The organism is Cellvibrio sp. UBA7671 (genome assembly GCA_002483145.1).
In the GTDB taxonomy this organism is placed as follows: Bacteria; Pseudomonadota; Gammaproteobacteria; order Pseudomonadales; family Cellvibrionaceae; genus Cellvibrio; species Cellvibrio fibrivorans.
In genome coordinates, this window is sequence record DLHJ01000016.1 from 294,145 (window position 1) to 311,988 (window position 17,844).

General features: G+C 46.2%; 11 protein-coding genes. 7 read left to right on the forward strand and 4 right to left on the reverse strand.

Annotated elements, in window-relative coordinates; all coding sequences use genetic code 11:
* Positions 1 to 117: 117 nt before the first annotated feature.
* The 4 genes from B4E62_RS17060 to B4E62_RS17075 form a co-directional block, all read right to left on the reverse strand.
* Positions 118 to 429, reverse strand: coding sequence for a BON domain-containing protein (locus B4E62_RS17060; RefSeq protein ID WP_331352904.1), 312 nt, complete (start codon positions 427 to 429; stop codon positions 118 to 120).
* A gap of 91 nt (positions 430 to 520) precedes the next feature.
* Positions 521 to 679, reverse strand: a complete 159-nt coding sequence (locus B4E62_RS17065) for a DUF3309 family protein (RefSeq protein ID WP_331352905.1) — start codon at positions 677 to 679, stop codon at positions 521 to 523.
* 106 nt (positions 680 to 785) lie between these two features.
* Entirely contained in the window at positions 786 to 1,574 is a 789-nt protein-coding gene (locus tag B4E62_RS17070; protein WP_331352906.1) for an OmpA family protein, read from the reverse strand.
* The gene (locus B4E62_RS17075) at positions 1,571 to 1,978 is read right to left on the reverse strand and encodes a DUF4398 domain-containing protein (protein ID WP_310067730.1); all 408 of its coding nucleotides are present in this window, start codon (positions 1,976 to 1,978) and stop codon (positions 1,571 to 1,573) included. Before B4E62_RS17075 ends, B4E62_RS17070 begins: the two co-directional genes overlap by 4 nt.
* 454 nt (positions 1,979 to 2,432) lie before the next feature.
* Between B4E62_RS17075 and B4E62_RS17080 the strand changes: the two genes are divergently transcribed.
* From B4E62_RS17080 to B4E62_RS17110, 7 genes are all read left to right on the forward strand, one after another.
* Positions 2,433 to 5,471, forward strand: coding sequence for a TonB-dependent receptor (locus B4E62_RS17080; protein ID WP_331352907.1), 3,039 nt, complete (start codon positions 2,433 to 2,435; stop codon positions 5,469 to 5,471).
* Positions 5,472 to 5,643: 172 nt separating this feature from the next.
* Positions 5,644 to 7,140 (forward strand): tryptophan halogenase family protein, encoded by a 1,497-nt coding sequence (locus B4E62_RS17085; protein ID WP_331352908.1) that lies wholly within the window; start codon positions 5,644 to 5,646, stop codon positions 7,138 to 7,140.
* A gap of 114 nt (positions 7,141 to 7,254) precedes the next feature.
* The gene (locus tag B4E62_RS17090; RefSeq protein WP_331352909.1) at positions 7,255 to 8,352 is read left to right on the forward strand and encodes a DUF5009 domain-containing protein; all 1,098 of its coding nucleotides are present in this window, start codon (positions 7,255 to 7,257) and stop codon (positions 8,350 to 8,352) included.
* Between the two features lie 231 nt (positions 8,353 to 8,583).
* Positions 8,584 to 10,230, forward strand: a complete 1,647-nt coding sequence (locus tag B4E62_RS17095; RefSeq protein ID WP_331352910.1) for a carbohydrate-binding protein — start codon at positions 8,584 to 8,586, stop codon at positions 10,228 to 10,230.
* A gap of 234 nt (positions 10,231 to 10,464) precedes the next feature.
* Positions 10,465 to 10,992, forward strand: coding sequence for a glutathione peroxidase (locus tag B4E62_RS17100; protein WP_310069425.1), 528 nt, complete (start codon positions 10,465 to 10,467; stop codon positions 10,990 to 10,992).
* Between the two features lie 593 nt (positions 10,993 to 11,585).
* Positions 11,586 to 14,747, forward strand: a complete 3,162-nt coding sequence (locus B4E62_RS17105) for a TonB-dependent receptor (protein WP_331352911.1) — start codon at positions 11,586 to 11,588, stop codon at positions 14,745 to 14,747.
* Between the two features lie 75 nt (positions 14,748 to 14,822).
* Positions 14,823 to 17,426 carry a hypothetical protein gene (locus B4E62_RS17110; protein ID WP_310067717.1) on the forward strand — a complete coding sequence of 868 codons (2,604 nt, stop codon included), beginning with the start codon at positions 14,823 to 14,825 and terminating at the stop codon, positions 17,424 to 17,426.
* Positions 17,427 to 17,844 lie beyond the last annotated feature (418 nt).

The window sequence follows — 17,844 nt, forward strand, 5'->3', positions numbered from 1 at the left end:
TTGCGGATCTTTTTAGATCCGCTTTTTTTTTGCAGTAATGGTGGGACAAAAACCGATACCGGAAAATAAAACAGGGCTGCAATTGCAGCCCTGTTGTTCTGGTTGCTATCAGGGCTTTCACTTCACCCGAATATCATTCTTAACCGATTGCACACCTTTTACTTCCCGGGCAACTCTACTGGCTTTGCTAACGTGCGATGCGTTGGCGACAAAGCCGCTGAGTTGTACTACACCTTTGAAGGTTTCAACCTGGATTTCAGTTGCTTTCAAATCATCGTCTTCAACGAATGCTGCTTTTACTTTGGTGGTAATCACGGCATCGTCGATGTATTCACCGGTACTTTTTTCTTTTGATGTTGAAGAACAACCAGCCAGCAAAACAAAAAAGGACAGGAGTACTGCGGTAAAATAATGGGTATAAGTTTTCATAATTAAGTTCCTTTGCGTGAATAAAATGTAAAACGGGTTTTCAAAATTTAAATTAATAATTACGGGTATTTAATAAACTCAAGACAGTTTGTTATATGTGGCCCAGTAGTATCAGGATGATTAAAATCACTACCACTACACCCAAACCGCCACTGGGGCCGTAACCCCAGCTGCGGCTATGAGGCCACGCGGGAATAGCACCGATGAGAATCAGGATCAGGACGATTAATAAAATTGTGCCAAGGCTCATAGGTTTCTCCTTACGCTATTCAAACGATTTTCCCTGACTATCCTCTCAGTGCTATCCATTGCGGAGGGGTGAAGCTGGCAATTACCAGCTTCTGTTTATGCCACATTTATTGGCCGGCACTTGCTTGGCCAGGAGTGGCAATGATGACTTCAACGCGGCGATTCATTTGTCGGCCGGAAGAAGAATCGTTACTGGCGACAGGCGAGCTTTCGCCTTTGCCAAAAGCAGTTATGCGATTCGATGCAACGCCTTGGTTAAGCAAAAAAGTTTTCACTGAATCAGCGCGATTTTGCGAGAGCACCTGGTTATAACTTTCACTGCCGACACTGTCGGTGTGGCCTTCAATAACCAGTGAGCGATCGGGATGTTGCGAGAGGAATGTAGTCAACTTCGCAAGGTTCGCTGTTGCTGTCCCTTTTAAATCGGCTTTACCAGTTTCAAACAATACGTCACCCAAGGTAATTACCAATCCACGTTCGGTTTGTTTTGCATTGAGTTCCGCCAGTTGGCGGCGCAAGGTATCGGCTTCTTGAGTGCGTGATGCAAGTTGCGCCTCGGTTGCCTGATCACTGATTTCTTTGCGCTGATCTTCCAAAAAGCGCGCCGTTGCCAGTGCTACAGCGGTATCGACTTTGCGATCTGCGAGGTACACCAGATGTTGTGAATATTTGGTGTCTTTACGTGGTTGTTCAGCAAGGTTTACGGCTGCTTCGGCTTCTTTAATCGCAACCGGTGCGAGAGTTGCCAATTGTGAATCCGATTGCAGTTGGGTCAGTTTTGCACGTACTTCTGCTGAACCATCTGGCGCTTTAGGTGTAGTGCTACAGGCCAATAACAGCCCACTGCTAATCACTGCTAACAAGATTGGCGCGATAGGTTTCGTGAATTGGTTCATTGGACACCTCCTGAGTTACGTTGCAATTCCTGTTCAAGGGTATTGACGCTTTTTCCCAGTTCATCATTGATCGCTTGGGCTTTGGCTGCCTCTGCCTTGGCCGTTGCTAATTCGGCGTCGGCTCGCGCTTGTTCTGCCAAGCGCGCCGCAGTCGTCATTTCTTCTTTAGCGACTGCAGTGCGCGCAGCGGTGAGTTTGTCGCGGGCTTCACCCAACTCAGGAGATGCATAGTCGGCGACGCGCGCTTGTTCAGCCGTTGCGATGGCCAGTTCCGCAGCTTGTAATGCCTGGTCGGGTGCTTTGGGGGGCGAACTACAACCTGCTAACAGCAGGCCGCTCACCGACAAGGTTGCTAAATAGAACGCGAAATTGCCGCGCTTTTCATGGTTGATTAATTTGATCATAGTGGTGCCCTCGGTAAGAAAGACAGTTCACTTAATCGGGTTATAAAAGCAAAAATGACAGATTTTATAGCCTGAGATTATCGCTTCAAGCGACTCCGATTCAGCGTGACAAATCCAGCTTAGGGAAGATTAATTGCTGTATCAGTGCGTTATCCCGCATAGAAAACGGTGATATCAGAAATACCAAGCCAGTCACAAAAACGATAAAAACAACCTATTTAAACTCCCCCCGAAAAATCTTTTTCTTGTACCGATAAACAGGTTCGACTTTTCTATTGACCCCCAAGTGCGACTTTTAGTAGTTCTGGTTCGAGTTTTTCTACGCCGTAGAACCCCAAAAATGCGAGTGCTAGATTCGGAGATGGCTTGATTTGCCGGCTTTTTAATCACTCGACAAAAATAGGGGTTAGTTATGTTCAACCGTGGCGATACAAACACAAAAAACACGCGCAGGATGTTTAAAAAATCCCTGCTCGCTGTTTCGATTATGGCGTTCGGCGCTCCAACAATCGCGCAAACAGGAAATGCAGCAACTGAACAAGAACTGGAAGAAGTTGTGGTGCAGGGGATTCGCACCAGTCTTGAAGATGCGCAAGCGTTAAAGCGCGATGGTGATACGGTAAAAGATGTTATTACTTCATCGGATATTGGTGCGCTGCCGGATAAAAGTGTGACTGAAGCTTTGCAGCGTGTTCCGGGTGTAACCGTTGGCCGTTTTGCGGCGCCGACTGACCCTAACCATTTTGCAGCTGAAGGGCGTGGTGTTTTGGTGCGCGGGTTGGATCGTGTGCATAGCCAATTTAATGGGCGCGAATCTTTCAGCGCGGGCAACTGGACATCGGGTTTAAGTTATGAAGATATTCCGCCTGAATTGGTGGGCACAGTGGAAGTGGTTAAAAACCAAACCGCGGATATTATTTCTGGCGGTATTGCCGGTACGGTGAATTTAATTACGCGCAAACCTTTGGATATGGATGGGCGCAAAATTTTTCTCTCGGCCAAAACCAGCTACGGTGATTTGGTCGATGATTGGTCGCCGTCCTATTCAGGATTATTCAGCGACCGCTGGGATACCGATATAGGTGAATTTGGATTTTTGATCAGTGCATCAACTTCGGAGTTTACCGCGCGCGGTGATGGTATCAACCTAACCAACTTTTATGAACGCAGTGCAACCCAGACCGAGTTTCCAACCTTGGGGTCGACCGAGTTGCCCGGTTATGCCGGAAAAAAACTCTACATGCCCACCGGGCCCTGGATGCAAACCGCTGATTCCAATCGCGACCGCAATGGATTTGATGCTGCATTGCAATGGCAAAATAGCGACGAAACTATTAAAGCCACCGCTGAATTTATCCGCTCGGATTCCGAAGAAAGTTGGCGCGAGCGCGTACTCTTTCCAACCACCAGTTCGCAAGGTTTTGATGCGGATCTTACCAATGCGGTATTGGTCGGTACCGACGCAACCTTTGATGACAAGGGATACTTTACTAGCGGAACTATAAGTTATCCGTGGAATGTTGCTTACCTGGCGTCAACACGTGGTGACCGTACTGAAAGTATTGTTGAAGATGCCAGTTTTAACGTGTTATTGACACCCGATGACAAATGGAAAATCGAACTGGATTATCAAACGCTTGATACCAGTTACGAGCGCGAAAATAACACCATCAACAATCGCTTCGCGATGTCCGATGTGTTCCTCGATTTACGCACCAAAATTCCGACCGTGAAATTTTTAGGCACCAATGCAACAGGGGGTGTACCGGATTGGTGCCCTGCTGGAACAAATCCCGGCACAACCGATTTGTCTGATCCCGCGGGTGCTTGTGATTATTATCAAGTATCAATTATGGATACCAATGTCGATGCTGAAGGAACTATGGATTCTTTCACCGCTGATGTTGAATACCAAATTGAAAGTGGTTGGTTGAAATCCATTGCGGGTGGTGCGTATTTTTCTGATATCGACCGCACTACGCAAGACGACGAATATATTAACTGGGGCGCAGTCTCCCATACTTGGGGTACAGCGCCGACTGCGGGTATGGCAGGCAATCCAGAATTGTATGAAGGCGTCACTTTCGGCAATGATTTTATGGATGGTAAAGGTCTTGCGGGCGATAACCGCACTTTCTTATTTCCACGCATGAGCAATACCCAAGAGAAAAATTTATTAGCTTACGATCAATTTCTTATGGATAAAGGCTTGAACAATGGTGGTTGGCGCAATCGCGGTGCGCGCGTCAGTATTGATGGCAAGCCAACCAATGCCCAAGGATATTTACCACACGAAACAGTCACCACCGCAATTGATCGCGAAGAAGCTTATGTGCGGTTTGATTTTGTAAATGATGAATTGGCAATGCCGGTTAAAGCCAATGTGGGTCTGCGCTATGTAAGTTATGGTGTAGAAGCGACAGGAACATCGCGTTTTAATAAGCCGGGTTTAGGTGATGTTGCAGAAGCTTACTATAAACAAAACTTTCCTACTTATGCGGCATTTTTTAATGGCGGTGGCTCAACCGTAAATACCGCAGAGCCAGATACTTACACCACGACTTTGCCGAGTCTTAATGTGAGTGTTGCTGTGACCGATGACTTTATTACGCGCTTTGCATTATCCAAAGCGATATTTTTTCCATCGCTTTACGATATGCGCAATACCACCAATTACAATGCAGCGGTTACATCTACCACCGATCCTGCTAACCCCGCCAACATTATTGATATGAAAGTATCGGCGAACGGTACGGGCGGCAACCCTAATTTGCAGCCGGAAGAATCCAATCAAATTGATTTAACGGCTGAATGGTATTTCAGCGAGGTGGGTTCTTTAACGTTGAGTTTGTTCCAGAAAGATATCGATAACTTGTTCCGCGAACGCAATTATCAAACTACCGTAATTAATCCGGATAACGGTACTTCGATGGATATGTTGGTGCGCCGTCAAGTCAATGAGGGTGAGGGCAGCATTAAAGGTTTCGAAGTTGCCTATCAACAATTTTATGATTTCTTGCCCGGATTCTGGAGCGGATTTGGTACGCAATTTAACTACACCTATGTATCGCAAGATGATCTTGAAGATGCGGAAATGGGTACCAGTGTCTCGGTGGGAGGCGACCGCAATGCGTTCCGCAATTTCAACAATTTGCCATTGCCGGGCCTGTCGGAAGACACCTATAACTTCGCATTGATGTATCAATACGAAGGAATCGAAGCGCGCTTTGCGTACAACTGGCGCTCCGAGTATTTGATTACCCGCCGCGATGCCAATTCATTTGCGCCTATCTTCAGTGAAGATCAGGGGTATCTGGATGCGTCTATCTGGTACACGATCAACGACAATTTCCGCATCGGTATTGAAGGCGGCAACTTGTTGGACGAAATGACGCTCACGCGCACCCAGTTCAACCAGGAAGGCGTCACCACTCCGAAAAACTTCTCTTTAACTGATCGACGTTATGCGTTATCGGTGCGGGCGACGTTTTGATTTTTGTAAATTAATGTAACTGATTTTTTTCGTTTCTCGTCACTCCTGCGAAAGCAGGAGTCCACTGTTCTAATTTTTATGGATACCCGCGTTCGCGGGTATGACGAAACGATTTTTAGCCTACAAATACTGAATTTTAAATTTACAAAAAATAAAGTGTCCGGAGTGAAAAATGATTAACGATATTTTAATTGTCGGCGGTGGCACTGCTGGATGGATGGCCGCCGCAGCGCTATCACACGTCTATAAAGATAAGTGTCGCATTCGTTTGGTAGAGTCCGACCAGATTGGAACTGTGGGTGTAGGCGAAGCCACTATTCCGGTAATCCAAAAATTTAATCAGATGCTCGGCATCGATGAACATGATTTTATTAAACACACCCAGGGTACTTTTAAGTTGGGAATCCAGTTTGTGGATTGGGGCAGCCTTGGCAATAGCTATGTCCATCCTTTTGGCGCTTACGGCATGAACATGGGTTATTTAAGTTTTTATAATTATTGGCTACGCCATGCGGCCAACCAACAGGCGCGTGACCCAGGCGAATTTTCCATTGCAATCCAGGCCGCTTTGCGCGGGCGTTTTATGCCGCCCGCAAAGATTCCCAATTCACCCCTCTCGCAAATTTCTTACGCGTACCATTTTGATGCGGGACTCTATGCACAATATTTGCGCCGCTTTGCCGAGGCGCGCGGTGTTGAACGCATAGAAGGTGAAATTACCAAAGTGGCATTGCATGCCGATGATGGATTTGTCGATAAAGTCATTTTAAAAACCGGTGAAAGTTTAGGCGCGCAATTATTTGTTGATTGTACTGGTTTTCGCGGTTTGTTGATCGAACAGGCGATGAACACCGGCTATGACGATTGGTCGCATTGGCTGCCCTGCGATACTGCCGTAGCGGTGCCAACGCAGAACGTTTCCGATCCATTACCCTATACGCGCTCGACTGCACATACTGCTGGCTGGCAGTGGCGTATTCCACTGCAACACCGAACCGGAAATGGCCATGTATTTTGCAGTAAATATATGAGTGATGACCAAGCTAAGAAAATACTCCTGGAAAGTGTTGAAGGCAATGTGTTGGCTGAGCCGCGTTTTATCCGTTTCAAAACCGGTATGCGCCGTAAATTCTGGAATAAAAATTGTGTGTCTATGGGCTTGGCGAGTGGTTTCCTTGAACCATTGGAGTCAACCAGTATTCATTTAATTCAATCTAGCATTTCCAAATTAGTTGCGTTATTGCCTGCGGCAGATTTTAACCAAACCATTATCGATAAATACAATGAATTGCTGACCGCAGAATTCACCTATGTGCGTGATTTTATAATTTTGCATTACAAGGCAAGCCAGCGCACAGATTCTGAATTTTGGAATTACTGCCGCCAGATGCAAGTGCCGGAGACATTGCAGAAAAAACTGGATCTGTATGAATCCAGCGGGCGCTTGTTTCGCGACAACAACGAACTTTTCGATGAGGTAAGTTGGTTTGCAGTGATGCAAGGGCAGGGATTAATTCCAAAAAATTACCATCCGCTTGCAGATCAAATTGAAGAACAGGAATTCCAGCGTTTAATGCATGAAATCAAATCGGTTATTGATCGCGCTGCTGACGCTATGCCAACGCATATGGACTATATAAAAAAACATTGTGCGGCCAATTCGCGCTAAAAAACTCTGAACAATACACATGTTGTCATGCTCGCGAATGCGGGTATCCAGCATATGGATTCCTGCGTTCGCAGGAATGACGAAAAATTAATATTCTCAATACAGTGGACTGCTATGCCTGAGATGACTACCCCTGCGCGCTTTTTGGCGTTGGACGCCCTGCGCGGATTAACGATTGCAATGATGATTTTAGTCAATACCCCCGGCTCATGGGAATTTGTGTATCCCCCTTTTATGCATGCCGATTGGCATGGGTGTTCACCTACCGATTTGGTCTTTCCATTTTTTCTATTCGTAGTGGGTTCGGCGATGTATTTCTCACTACAAAAAGTATCCATGCAATTATCGCCCGCGATTGCGCTCATGGTTGTGCGGCGCTCAGCGATCATTTTTGTTCTCGGCCTGATTTTCAATGGGGTACTGGGTGGTTGGGAACATTTGCGGATCATGGGCGTATTGCAGCGCATCGCGCTCGCTTATGCGATTGCGGCATTTATTGTGCTCAGCCTAAAGCGCCACCACGTCTATATTATCGGCGCTTTTTTATTGGTGGGTTATTGGTTGTTGCTGGTTATTGGTGGCAGCGATAATCCCTTTAATTTAACCCAAAATATTGTCGTCAAATTAGATGTGGCGCTGCTCGGTGCGGAGCACATGTATAACGGAAAAGGTGTGCCTTTTGACCCTGAGGGTTTGCTCAGCACTTTACCTGCGGTAGTCAATGTGTTGATTGGTTTTGAGTTGACGCGTTTTTTAGTGGCACAACAAGATCGTGTGAAAAGTTTGTTTATATTGCTGATTTTAGGCTTGGCAGGGATAACCTTGGGATTGCTCTGGAGCATTGGGCTGCCAATTAATAAATCACTCTGGACCAGTTCATTTGTGATTTATAGCGCCGGCTATTTTTGTATTGCACTGGCTCTGTTTGTGTGGCTGGTGGATATCAAACAATTCAAGCGGTTGGCGCAACCATTTATTATTTACGGTTCCAATTCCATTTTTATTTATATGTTGTCGCCTTTTTGGGTGCACGCTTACTTATTTATCCCTATGCAGGGCGAGAGCGGAAATTTCTATAGCGCATTATTTACCTGGCTTGCGCAGGTGTTTCCGCCCGCCATGGCGTCGCTTGTATTTGCATTGCTGCATGTGCTGCTGTTCTGGTTTATTAGTTTGCTGTTGTATCGCAACAAAATATTTATCAAGGTGTAATTGTTAATCCCTAACGAACCGTTATTGATGTTTTATGTGGTGTGACAAGGTTGGCGGAATAGTGCTTCACTTTTTTTTGTGAAGTTCGACTTTAGTTAGAGCAGGTGCGACTTTCACGGTGTGCATTGTTGCGATTTTTGGTCAGTGCTAGCGTGCTCAATGAGCCTTGGATCTGGTTGGCAGTCATTATCCGGGCGGGCACTTCAATGAATTTTTTGAGAGCGAACAATAATGAACTTTATCAACTTTAAGGCATGGCAAAGCCGCTGCATGGGTGCGGCCAGTGTGCTGGCATTGTGTTTAGGTGCACAACCCGGTGTTGCCCAAACGGAACAAATTTTATTTGATGATTTTAGTTACACAACCACAACACAGTTAACCAATAACGGTTGGCGTGTGCGTACCTGGGAAGGCGGCCCAGGTTTGGCGAATGGAACCTGGAGCACTAACAATATTTCATTTGTGACCGACCCAGCAGCGCCAGCCAATAAATTTATGCGCCTGAAAGCGAGCACCAATATTAACGGCAGTACGATTGTCAATAATCGTTCCACTACCGGTAGTGTGTCGCAAGCGGAAGTGGCACGTGTCGAACAAATTTATAAAAATGGCACCTGGGCAGCGCGCATGTATTTTAATGATGCCCCCAGTACTGGTCCCGATGGTGATACCGCGATCGAAACTTTTTTTGGTTTGACGGATTACATTGAAGGCGCAGAGCCTTACAGCGAAATCGATTTTGAATATTTACCCAACGGCGGTTGGTGGACGGGTTCGGCAACACCGAGTATGTGGTCGGGCACTTATCGTATTGTCGATTGGTCGGATGAAAGTAATCACGGTGTTACGCGCACCCAGGGTAGTTTGCAAGGTTGGCATACACTGGTGATGCAAGTGCAAGATGGGTTGATTTCGTTTTATATCGACGGCGCTTATCAAACATCATTTAGCGGTGCAGTGGCACCGGATTATCCGATGTATTTAATGTTCCAATTGTGGTTTAGCAATGATTGTTTTGATGCGGCATGCAATACCCGGGGTTACATCAACAACAGCAATTATCGCGAATATTTTGAAGATGTAGACTGGGTGTATTTTGAAAAAAATAACCAAGTTCCCGCAACGGAAATCCCGCAAAAAATTGCTAACTTGCGCGCGGCGGGTACCAGCTACGTGCAAAATATTAATGGCAATAACACCAGTTCAACTCCGGCTGCATCTTCGCGCCCGAACAGTTCCAGTCGCTCCAGTGTGGCGGTCAGTTCCAGCAGTTCAACTGCCGCTGGGCAGCAATGCAATTGGTGGGGAACGATTTACGCCATCTGCACCAACATCAGTTCCGGTTGGGGTTGGCAAAATAATGCGGACTGTGTAGGTATCCAAACCTGCCAAACCTTATCGCCCCCTTACGGCGTTGTCGGTGCAACGGCTTCCAGTAGTTCGCGCTCCAGTACACCGCTGAGTTCCAGCCGCGCATCATCCAGCGCGCTTGCCGCATTTTCCCGTTTGATTCAAGCTGAATCCTATTCAGTCATGAGTGGTGTGCAGCTCGACGCCACCAGCGATGGTGGCGCAGGGCAATATGTTGGTTGGATTGATACGGGTGATTGGATGTCTTACGCCAATATCAATTTCCCGAGCAGTGGTACCTATAAAGTGGAATACCGTGTGGCCAGTCCAAGCGGTTCTGTTTTATCGCTGGATTTAAATGCCGGTGCAATCCAGTTAGGGCAAGTGGCTATTCCGGCAACCGGCGGTTGGCAAAACTGGACGACTGTTACGCACAACGTGAATGTCACGGCGGGCACTTACAGTCTCGGCATTTACGCTCCGCAAGCAGGTTGGAATATCAATTGGATACGCATTACTAAAATTTAACGCTGTTGTTTCACTTTCGTTTTATCTCCTCCCCCGGACTTTGCGGACCTGTTTACAGGTCCGCTTTTTTGTTTTTCTATTTTAATTGTTTGTTATCGGCGCGCCGTCACACTCGTAAGGATTGGTTAAGCGGCCGCGCTTACTCTTTTCTCGCATCCAAAAAAGCATACACTGCGTAAGTTATTCACCTACTTGTCTAGTGAGGAATCTGCCGTGAAATCATTTATTAACCCTATGGTTACCTTCTTTGGAGTTGCTATGGTCAGCTTGGTTAGCGCTGCCGCATCCGCCTGCCCGGATTATATGAAAGGCGAATATCGTAAATTACATTCAAAAGATTCTGTCGATATTTGTGCACTGATGGAAAACAAAACGGTGTTGGTGGTGAACACCGCCAGCCACTGTGGTTTTACCTCCCAGTTTAAAGAGCTGGAAGCACTGCATAAAAAATACAAAGACAAGGGTTTGGTAGTGGTTGGTTTTGCGAGCGATGACTTCAAGCAGGAAGATGCCGATGAGGAAAAAGCCGCTGAAATTTGTTATCTCAATTATGGTGTGACTTTCACCATGCTCTCACCCACCCATGTGACCGGTGAGAAGGCGAATACCCTGTTTAAAGCGCTTAATGCGCAAAGTGAAGAGCCAAAATGGAATTTCAATAAATATCTGGTCGGTAAAGACGGTAAGGTAGTTGAGCATTTCGGCAGTATGACCAAGCCGGATTCACCCAAGCTAGCGGCCGCGATCGAGCAGTTGCTGTGAGTGCCCTTATCTCCTGACTTCCGTAGCTAGATCCCACCCCAAACCCGGCATTGCCGGGTTTTTTATGCCCGACTTTTGATCATACATCTGCAAAAATAAATGAAACCGTATTCTTTTTTAGATTTCTTTAGTTGTCGTCAAATAACGCTTATTACTTCTTTCTAGCATTTTTGCTTGGAAATTCTGCTTCTTTATTCTTTTTTTGAGATTTTTAGGTGCATATAACCCTAATTCGAATCATTTTTAGACTAAAAAATAGAATTAAGTACGTTTTAATCAATTAAGCCTCAGTAATGGCGAGGTTTAATTTGGTGTAACCGGTCACAAATTCAGCTTGAAACCGATTACATTTTAATACATCATCTCTGTCATAAATTCACACCAATAAATGTCATTAATAGTATTTATTTTCAATATTGCAGAACTAAACACAATAAATTTAAGCAATTAGAGAACATTCGCGCTGTAAACAACCAGGGTATTTCCCCGTTCCGCCTTCCTTCATGGATGTGCGGTGAGAGCTGCATCCAATGCGCTTTCGCACAGCGTTGCCCCCGATTTTTATAAAAGATAACAACACGAGGAAGCTCAAGATGATCAAACCTAGCGGTATCACCACCAGAAAAAAAGCTCTGGTTCTGGCGATAGGCTGTGCACTTTACGGTGTACAGGCATACGCACAGGAACCGGCAGCCGCAGCAACCAGCGATGAGCAGGTTGAAGAAGTGATCGTAAAAGGCGTGCGCGCATCGCAGGCCAAGGCGATTGATATCAAACGTAATTCGGCCGTAGTCGTTGATTCGATTGTGGCAGAAGATATTGGCAAGTTGCCGGATACCACCATCACCGACTCGCTACAGCGTGTGACTGGTGTGCAAATTACCCGTGAGGCCAATGAAGGTACTAGCTTGAACGTGCGTGGTATGCCGCAAGTGTTGACCACGCTCAATGGTGAGCAGTTCCTGAGCCCATGGACAATCACCGGCGTGGGCGCTAACTACTCGGATGTACCGGCCGGTTTAATTTCTGGTGCTGATGTTTACAAGTCCCAATCTGCCAATTCGTTGGCCGGAGGCATTTCCGGCTTGGTGGATTTGAAAACCCTCAGCCCATTAACGCTAAAAGATTGGATGGTGCGCGCTCGAATTGAAGGCTCCATGGGTGATATGTCGGATAAGGAAACCAACAAAGACGGTTCAACCAGCACACGCGATCCAGACCATAATGTCAGCATTTTTGTGGGCAATAACTTTGATGATGTCTTTGCGTTTACGCTCTCGGGTTTTAACTCAACAACATACAATGCCAATTACTCAATGTGGGAAAATGCGCGCTTGGCATTTCTTGATCAGCGAGGAGGGACTCCGCGTGACCCGCTCGACTTTGATGGGGATGGAGACAAAGTCGGTGACTGGTATTTAACGCCTGAATCTTTCAGCGCAAAAAGCAATTACATGGATCGCGAGCGTGAAGGCGGTGCATTTACGTTTGAATCCAATATTGCAGAAGGTTTTACATTGCGCGGCGATGTGTTCTATACCAGCATGGCGCAATATGATCGCGGTGTGAGTGTCGGTTTTAATGCGGCCACGAATCCTAATTATTACGAGGTCAACGGTGTTCGTGCTCCGCGCGAGGGTACCAACGATCTTTTGATTGGTTACGATGAACAGTTGTACAACGTACTGCTGCCCGGTAGTGAGTTTGGCGATAGCATCGATTTCAGTTACGTTGACAAAAATGGTGTAACTCAAAACCGTTCTCTGCACGCATTAAACGTTGCGCGTATCGATGCGGCTGACTTTCAAACCAGTTCCACCAACGAAAGCAATCGCACAGGTGCGCTTAATACAAACCTGCAGTTGAAATACACCAATGGTGACAATTTTGATGCGAGCGTGCGTTACATTTATGCAGAAGCTGAAAAACATTATCGCAAAGCCACCTTCCAACAGGGTACTCCTGCGTGGTTGTGGGTAGACGAAGATGGTATTTCTGGTAAAGATCCGCTCAATATTTATAGCGTCACGGTAGATTATTCACGCGATGTTCCTTCGTTTGTATTTGATGATGATCTTTCCAACGCAAATTTATTAAAGCAGTACCAAGGTTTTGCTGACGGCAGCGATACCAATGCCACTCTTAATGTCGCTCGCGTTGATGCAAAGTTTTCATTTAATGATAATTTTTGGGAATCTGTGGAAGGCGGATTGCGTTGGGGCGAACGCCAAGCGGATTACACTAAGTTTTATTACGTGACACCAACAGCTCGTTACTCCAACTGGGATGATCCTCGTGTTCCCGTTGATAAGCGCTACAAGTTGAGAACCGGCAATCAGATTTGGCAAAAGTATCCTGAGTGGCGCAAATTTGAATTCGCGGAAGAACCAACAGGCTTGTTGGATAATGGGCTGGTAGATAATGGTTTCTCTGCGGCTAATACCACAGTGTTCACTGACTTTGGGCCCATTAAAGGATTTGAAGGTGGCGTTTCATCTCTGGATCCGTCCGAATGGGATAACCCTCTGGCATTCCTCAATAAGTTATATCCTGGCACTAAAACAGCGAACGACCCAGGTTATACCTACGACGTAACCGAAGAGACAGCGACTGCATTCGCGCAATTCAATTTCAATAGTGAAGAAGGACTTGCCGGAATTCCTTTTAAAGGTAATTTTGGTGCGCAATTTATTCGCACTGATCGCACTGTAATTCGCGCAGTGGTTCCAGATGTATTAGATAAATATAACTCCATAGGTTACGACGATTGGCAAAAAATTGCGTTTGTTGCTGAAACCGCCACCACTGAGCATTCATTTAATGATGTATTGCCATCATTCAATCTGAACTTTTTCCCGCAAGATGACGTTGTCGTTCGCATGGGTGCATCAAAAACTACATCGCGCAATGATTTAAACAACGTGGGCTCTGGTCTGGTGCTTTGGTATCAGCAGTGCGACAAGTTGGATGAAAACGGTAAGCCTATCCAGATCCCAGTTGGCGGCGGTCAAACGCGCAATGAATCGGTGAGCTGTGTGGGCGGCGGCAATGATGACGGTAATCCCTACATCAAACCCTGGTACGCAAATGTCTATAACACATCAACTGAATGGTACTTTGATGAAAACGCCATGCTGGCTGCGGGTTTATTCCTGATTGAAGTGGAAACATCCACCGAGCAGACGCAAGAGATGCGCCCATTTACAGATGGAGATGGTATTGATCGTGGCCGTACAGCCAATATTTATACCACTAGCAATGTGGGGGCCTCTGATCTTTACGGCTTTGAAATGGGATACAAGCAACCGTTTACCTTTTTGCCGGGTGAAATTCTCAGTTCCACCGGGCTGGAGTTCAACTACACCTACTCGAGAAGTAAATCTAATAACATCGATATCGAAGGTAATGCGCTACCGCTGCCGTCAAACTCCGAACATCAATCCAACTTAATTCTTTGGTATGACCGCGATGGCTTGAACCTGCGTCTGGCCTACAACTGGCGCAGTGAGGAGTATCTCGGGCGTGTCGGTTTGAATACCAATGCTGCAGAGCTCAATTTGGGCAACTGGTTGGAGGCAACCGGTTATTTGGATTTCTCCGCAAACTATTGGGTTAACGATCATCTTGAATTCAGTTTCAACGGTGCCAACCTGACCGGTCAAAACCGCAGAAGTTACGCGCAAATGGCGGATCAGTTCCAGTCTCTTTGGGTGCAAGAGCGCCGTTATACCTTGGGTATGACTGTAAAACTTTAATGAGTGCCGTCGCAAAAAATAAATCAAATGCGCAATTAAATACGGCAACCTTTTAAAACAGTTTGGAGTTTTATTATGAAATTTAAAATTAGTTACATGGCGCTCTTTATGAGTAGCTTGCTGCTGCAGGCTTGCGGTGGCGGCGGTTTAGCGGGTGACGAAAAGGACAGTACTGATCCATTAATTCCCGAGCCAGTAGTCGATGATGGTTCTGATCGTCCTCGCCCCTCTGAATCCACTCCGTTTATGAAAGCGGATGGTTGGATGCTGAAGGATGTTTCCGGGCAGCCTGTTTTTCTACGTGGAGCCAATATCCTGTTTGGTGACAATCCGTTGGAGCGGATTAAGAATATTACACCAGCGGCAGAAATTGGCTCTAACGTTGTGCGTTTACAAGTAAAGAAAACCACGCGCAAAGAAGAGCTGGAAGGCGCACTGGTGGACATCATCGGTAAAAATATGGTGGCACTGATTACTTTGGTCGATGATTCATTGACCTGTAAAGATGATGCCGATGAGCTGGATAAAGTCGTCAGCGATTTGTGGTTGGGGACTTGGTTGGAAGTAATTGCACAAGACCGCTTTCAGCCACATCTCATGATTAATGTTGCTAATCAGTGGGGCCCCAAAAGTGTGTTCACTGAAAACACTGTCGGCTACGGCGATTATATAGAAGCGCACAAATTGGCAATCCGGGAATTCCGTAAGGCCGGCTTGAAAGTGCCTTTAGTGATCGACGCGGCGGGTTGCGGTCAGGATTATTATTCCTTTACAGCTGGGCGGGCGCGCGAGCTAAAAGCTGCAGACACCCAAGGTAATCTGGTGTTATCAGTGCACGGATTTGGCGAAACCTGGAATAGCGATGACAAGGTGCGCACCGCGATGACCAGCTTGGCGAAAACCAATATGCCGATTGTGATGAGTGGTTTCGGTGGCTCTGCTGTTGCGCCCCAAAATGAGGTTGATCACCTGGGTATTATGAGAAAGGGCTATGGCGATGGCGGTATGGGCTTTTCTATCCCTTGGCAATCTGCGGAGGATAAAGCGGCTTACGCTATGACACTGGACACACCATTGTTTTTGCGCGGTGCAAGCATCCGTACCGATGTGTTTATTCCAAAAACCTATGTCGACAACGGCAAACTCGGCATTGTCATGTACTTAAAAGATGCCAATGGACGCTACGCCAATACCGGGTGGAATCAGGCAAGCAGCATGAATTTTGATGCATGGAATAAATTGAATTTTAAATTGACCAGCGTCGATTATCTAAAAGGCATAGGTGCTTACGTCGAAGATGGTTTTGATTTGACGGCGGTACAAAAAATCGGATTTGAAATTGTTGCAAATGGCAAGCCAGTAGATGTAAGCGGCAATTTGATATTCGATAATCTCACTGTATTCCCAGGCATCCCTCCTGTATATATCGCTAATTTTGATGCGAGTAATGAAGAGTGGGAGGCTCATTGGGGTCCATTCACCACGGCTGCTGCTGATGGAAAGTTAACAATCCTACCAACCGGCGGTGGCGATGGTGCGATAGATCTGCAGGGCTGGAAAGCACCAAGCCTTTATTCAATTCCGCTAGACACGGCATTAGAGGTAGTTTTGCGCGTTTACGTCCCTGCATCTTATTCAGCTGAAAGTAATGCTTGGTTGAAAATATTTGGTCAATTCGGTGCGAATTGGGAAATTTGGAAGGATATCCCTGCGCAAAGCTTTGCGAGCCTTACTGTTGGTGCTTGGAATACTGTGAAGTTCAATGTGGATTTCAGTGATGCTAGCCCAGCGCAAGCATTTGGTATTCAGTTGGGCGGCTTTAGTGGCGCTATGGCAGAGCCTTTGCTGGTAGATTTTATTGAGATTAATGATCCCAATAAGAAGAACACAAAGATTATCAATGCCCAGCAGTTAGCGAGTGCATTCGATGGTGACGCAGAAGCCTATTCCGTCATTTGGGATAAAATGGCGTCATTGGCAGTGGTTGATGGTGTGCTGGAGGTTCGCAATACCAATACCGGTGGTGATGCAGATGTTGCAGTTGGTAAAGGCGATATCAATAGTAAGAAATTGAATTTGGCTGGCCCAGTGACCATTAGGGCTAAAGTCTTTGTGCCTGCTAATCTTGCGGGTAACACGGATTTCTTTTTTAACTTCTTTATGCAAGATGCAGGTTGGAATCATTTCTCCTTCCCAACCATGACCATCGACCAATTTACTCCCGGCGAATGGACTGAAATAGAAATTGTTGAAGATACTTTTAATCCCAATTTCAACCGATTGGGCAATCTGCAACACTTCGGCTTCCAATTTGGTGGTCCCGGTGTAAATGCCACTATAAAAGTGGATGATGTGCAAATTTGGGGTAACGTTGAAGTTGAGGATGCCCAGCCTATCCTAACGATAGGTTTTGAATCCCAGGCAGAGGTTGATGGATTCAAGTTCGATTATGCTGGCGGTGCTTTGAGCGAGGGAGTATTGGCTGGGGCAAATACAAAAGCTTGGACTAATAGTACTTTGCCATTCGGGTGGATTGCTAACAGCTGGATCGGTAATGGCGGTTACGACATGTCATTATCGGAAAGCGCATTAGATTTAACAGCGAGAGGAGAAGACATTGTCAACGGAGAATACGGTATTGAAGCGACTAGTATTCCCGTCAATTTTGTAAAACCCTAAGTTTGTCATCTTATAAAAATTGGCCCCATAGCGGGGCCAATTTTATTTAAGCTATAAGTGCTTCCCACCTACGCCATAATCAATCACGGCCAGATCAGTATTAGTTTTCGGTGCAATTTGTTTTTGCCAACAATACTATCGCCCCCGGCATTTGAATTTATTTGTCAGTTTTACTTCCTCGTACTAAAGCGTTTTGATGTTTGCTCGGAGTGGCCTGCCGATGGTGCGAGTCTTGCCTGCATCGCTACATAGTATTTCATGCCACATATTCACTGATACTGGCCTCTCTTCGCCTGACCTTTGAATACATCCTTTTAACGCATCACTTACCGGTTGACTTTTATGCAATTGAGTTGAGGCTGGTCTTGTTAGCGGAAAGCTATCTGTGCTGATGCTTTTCGGAAGTGATCTAGCGCAG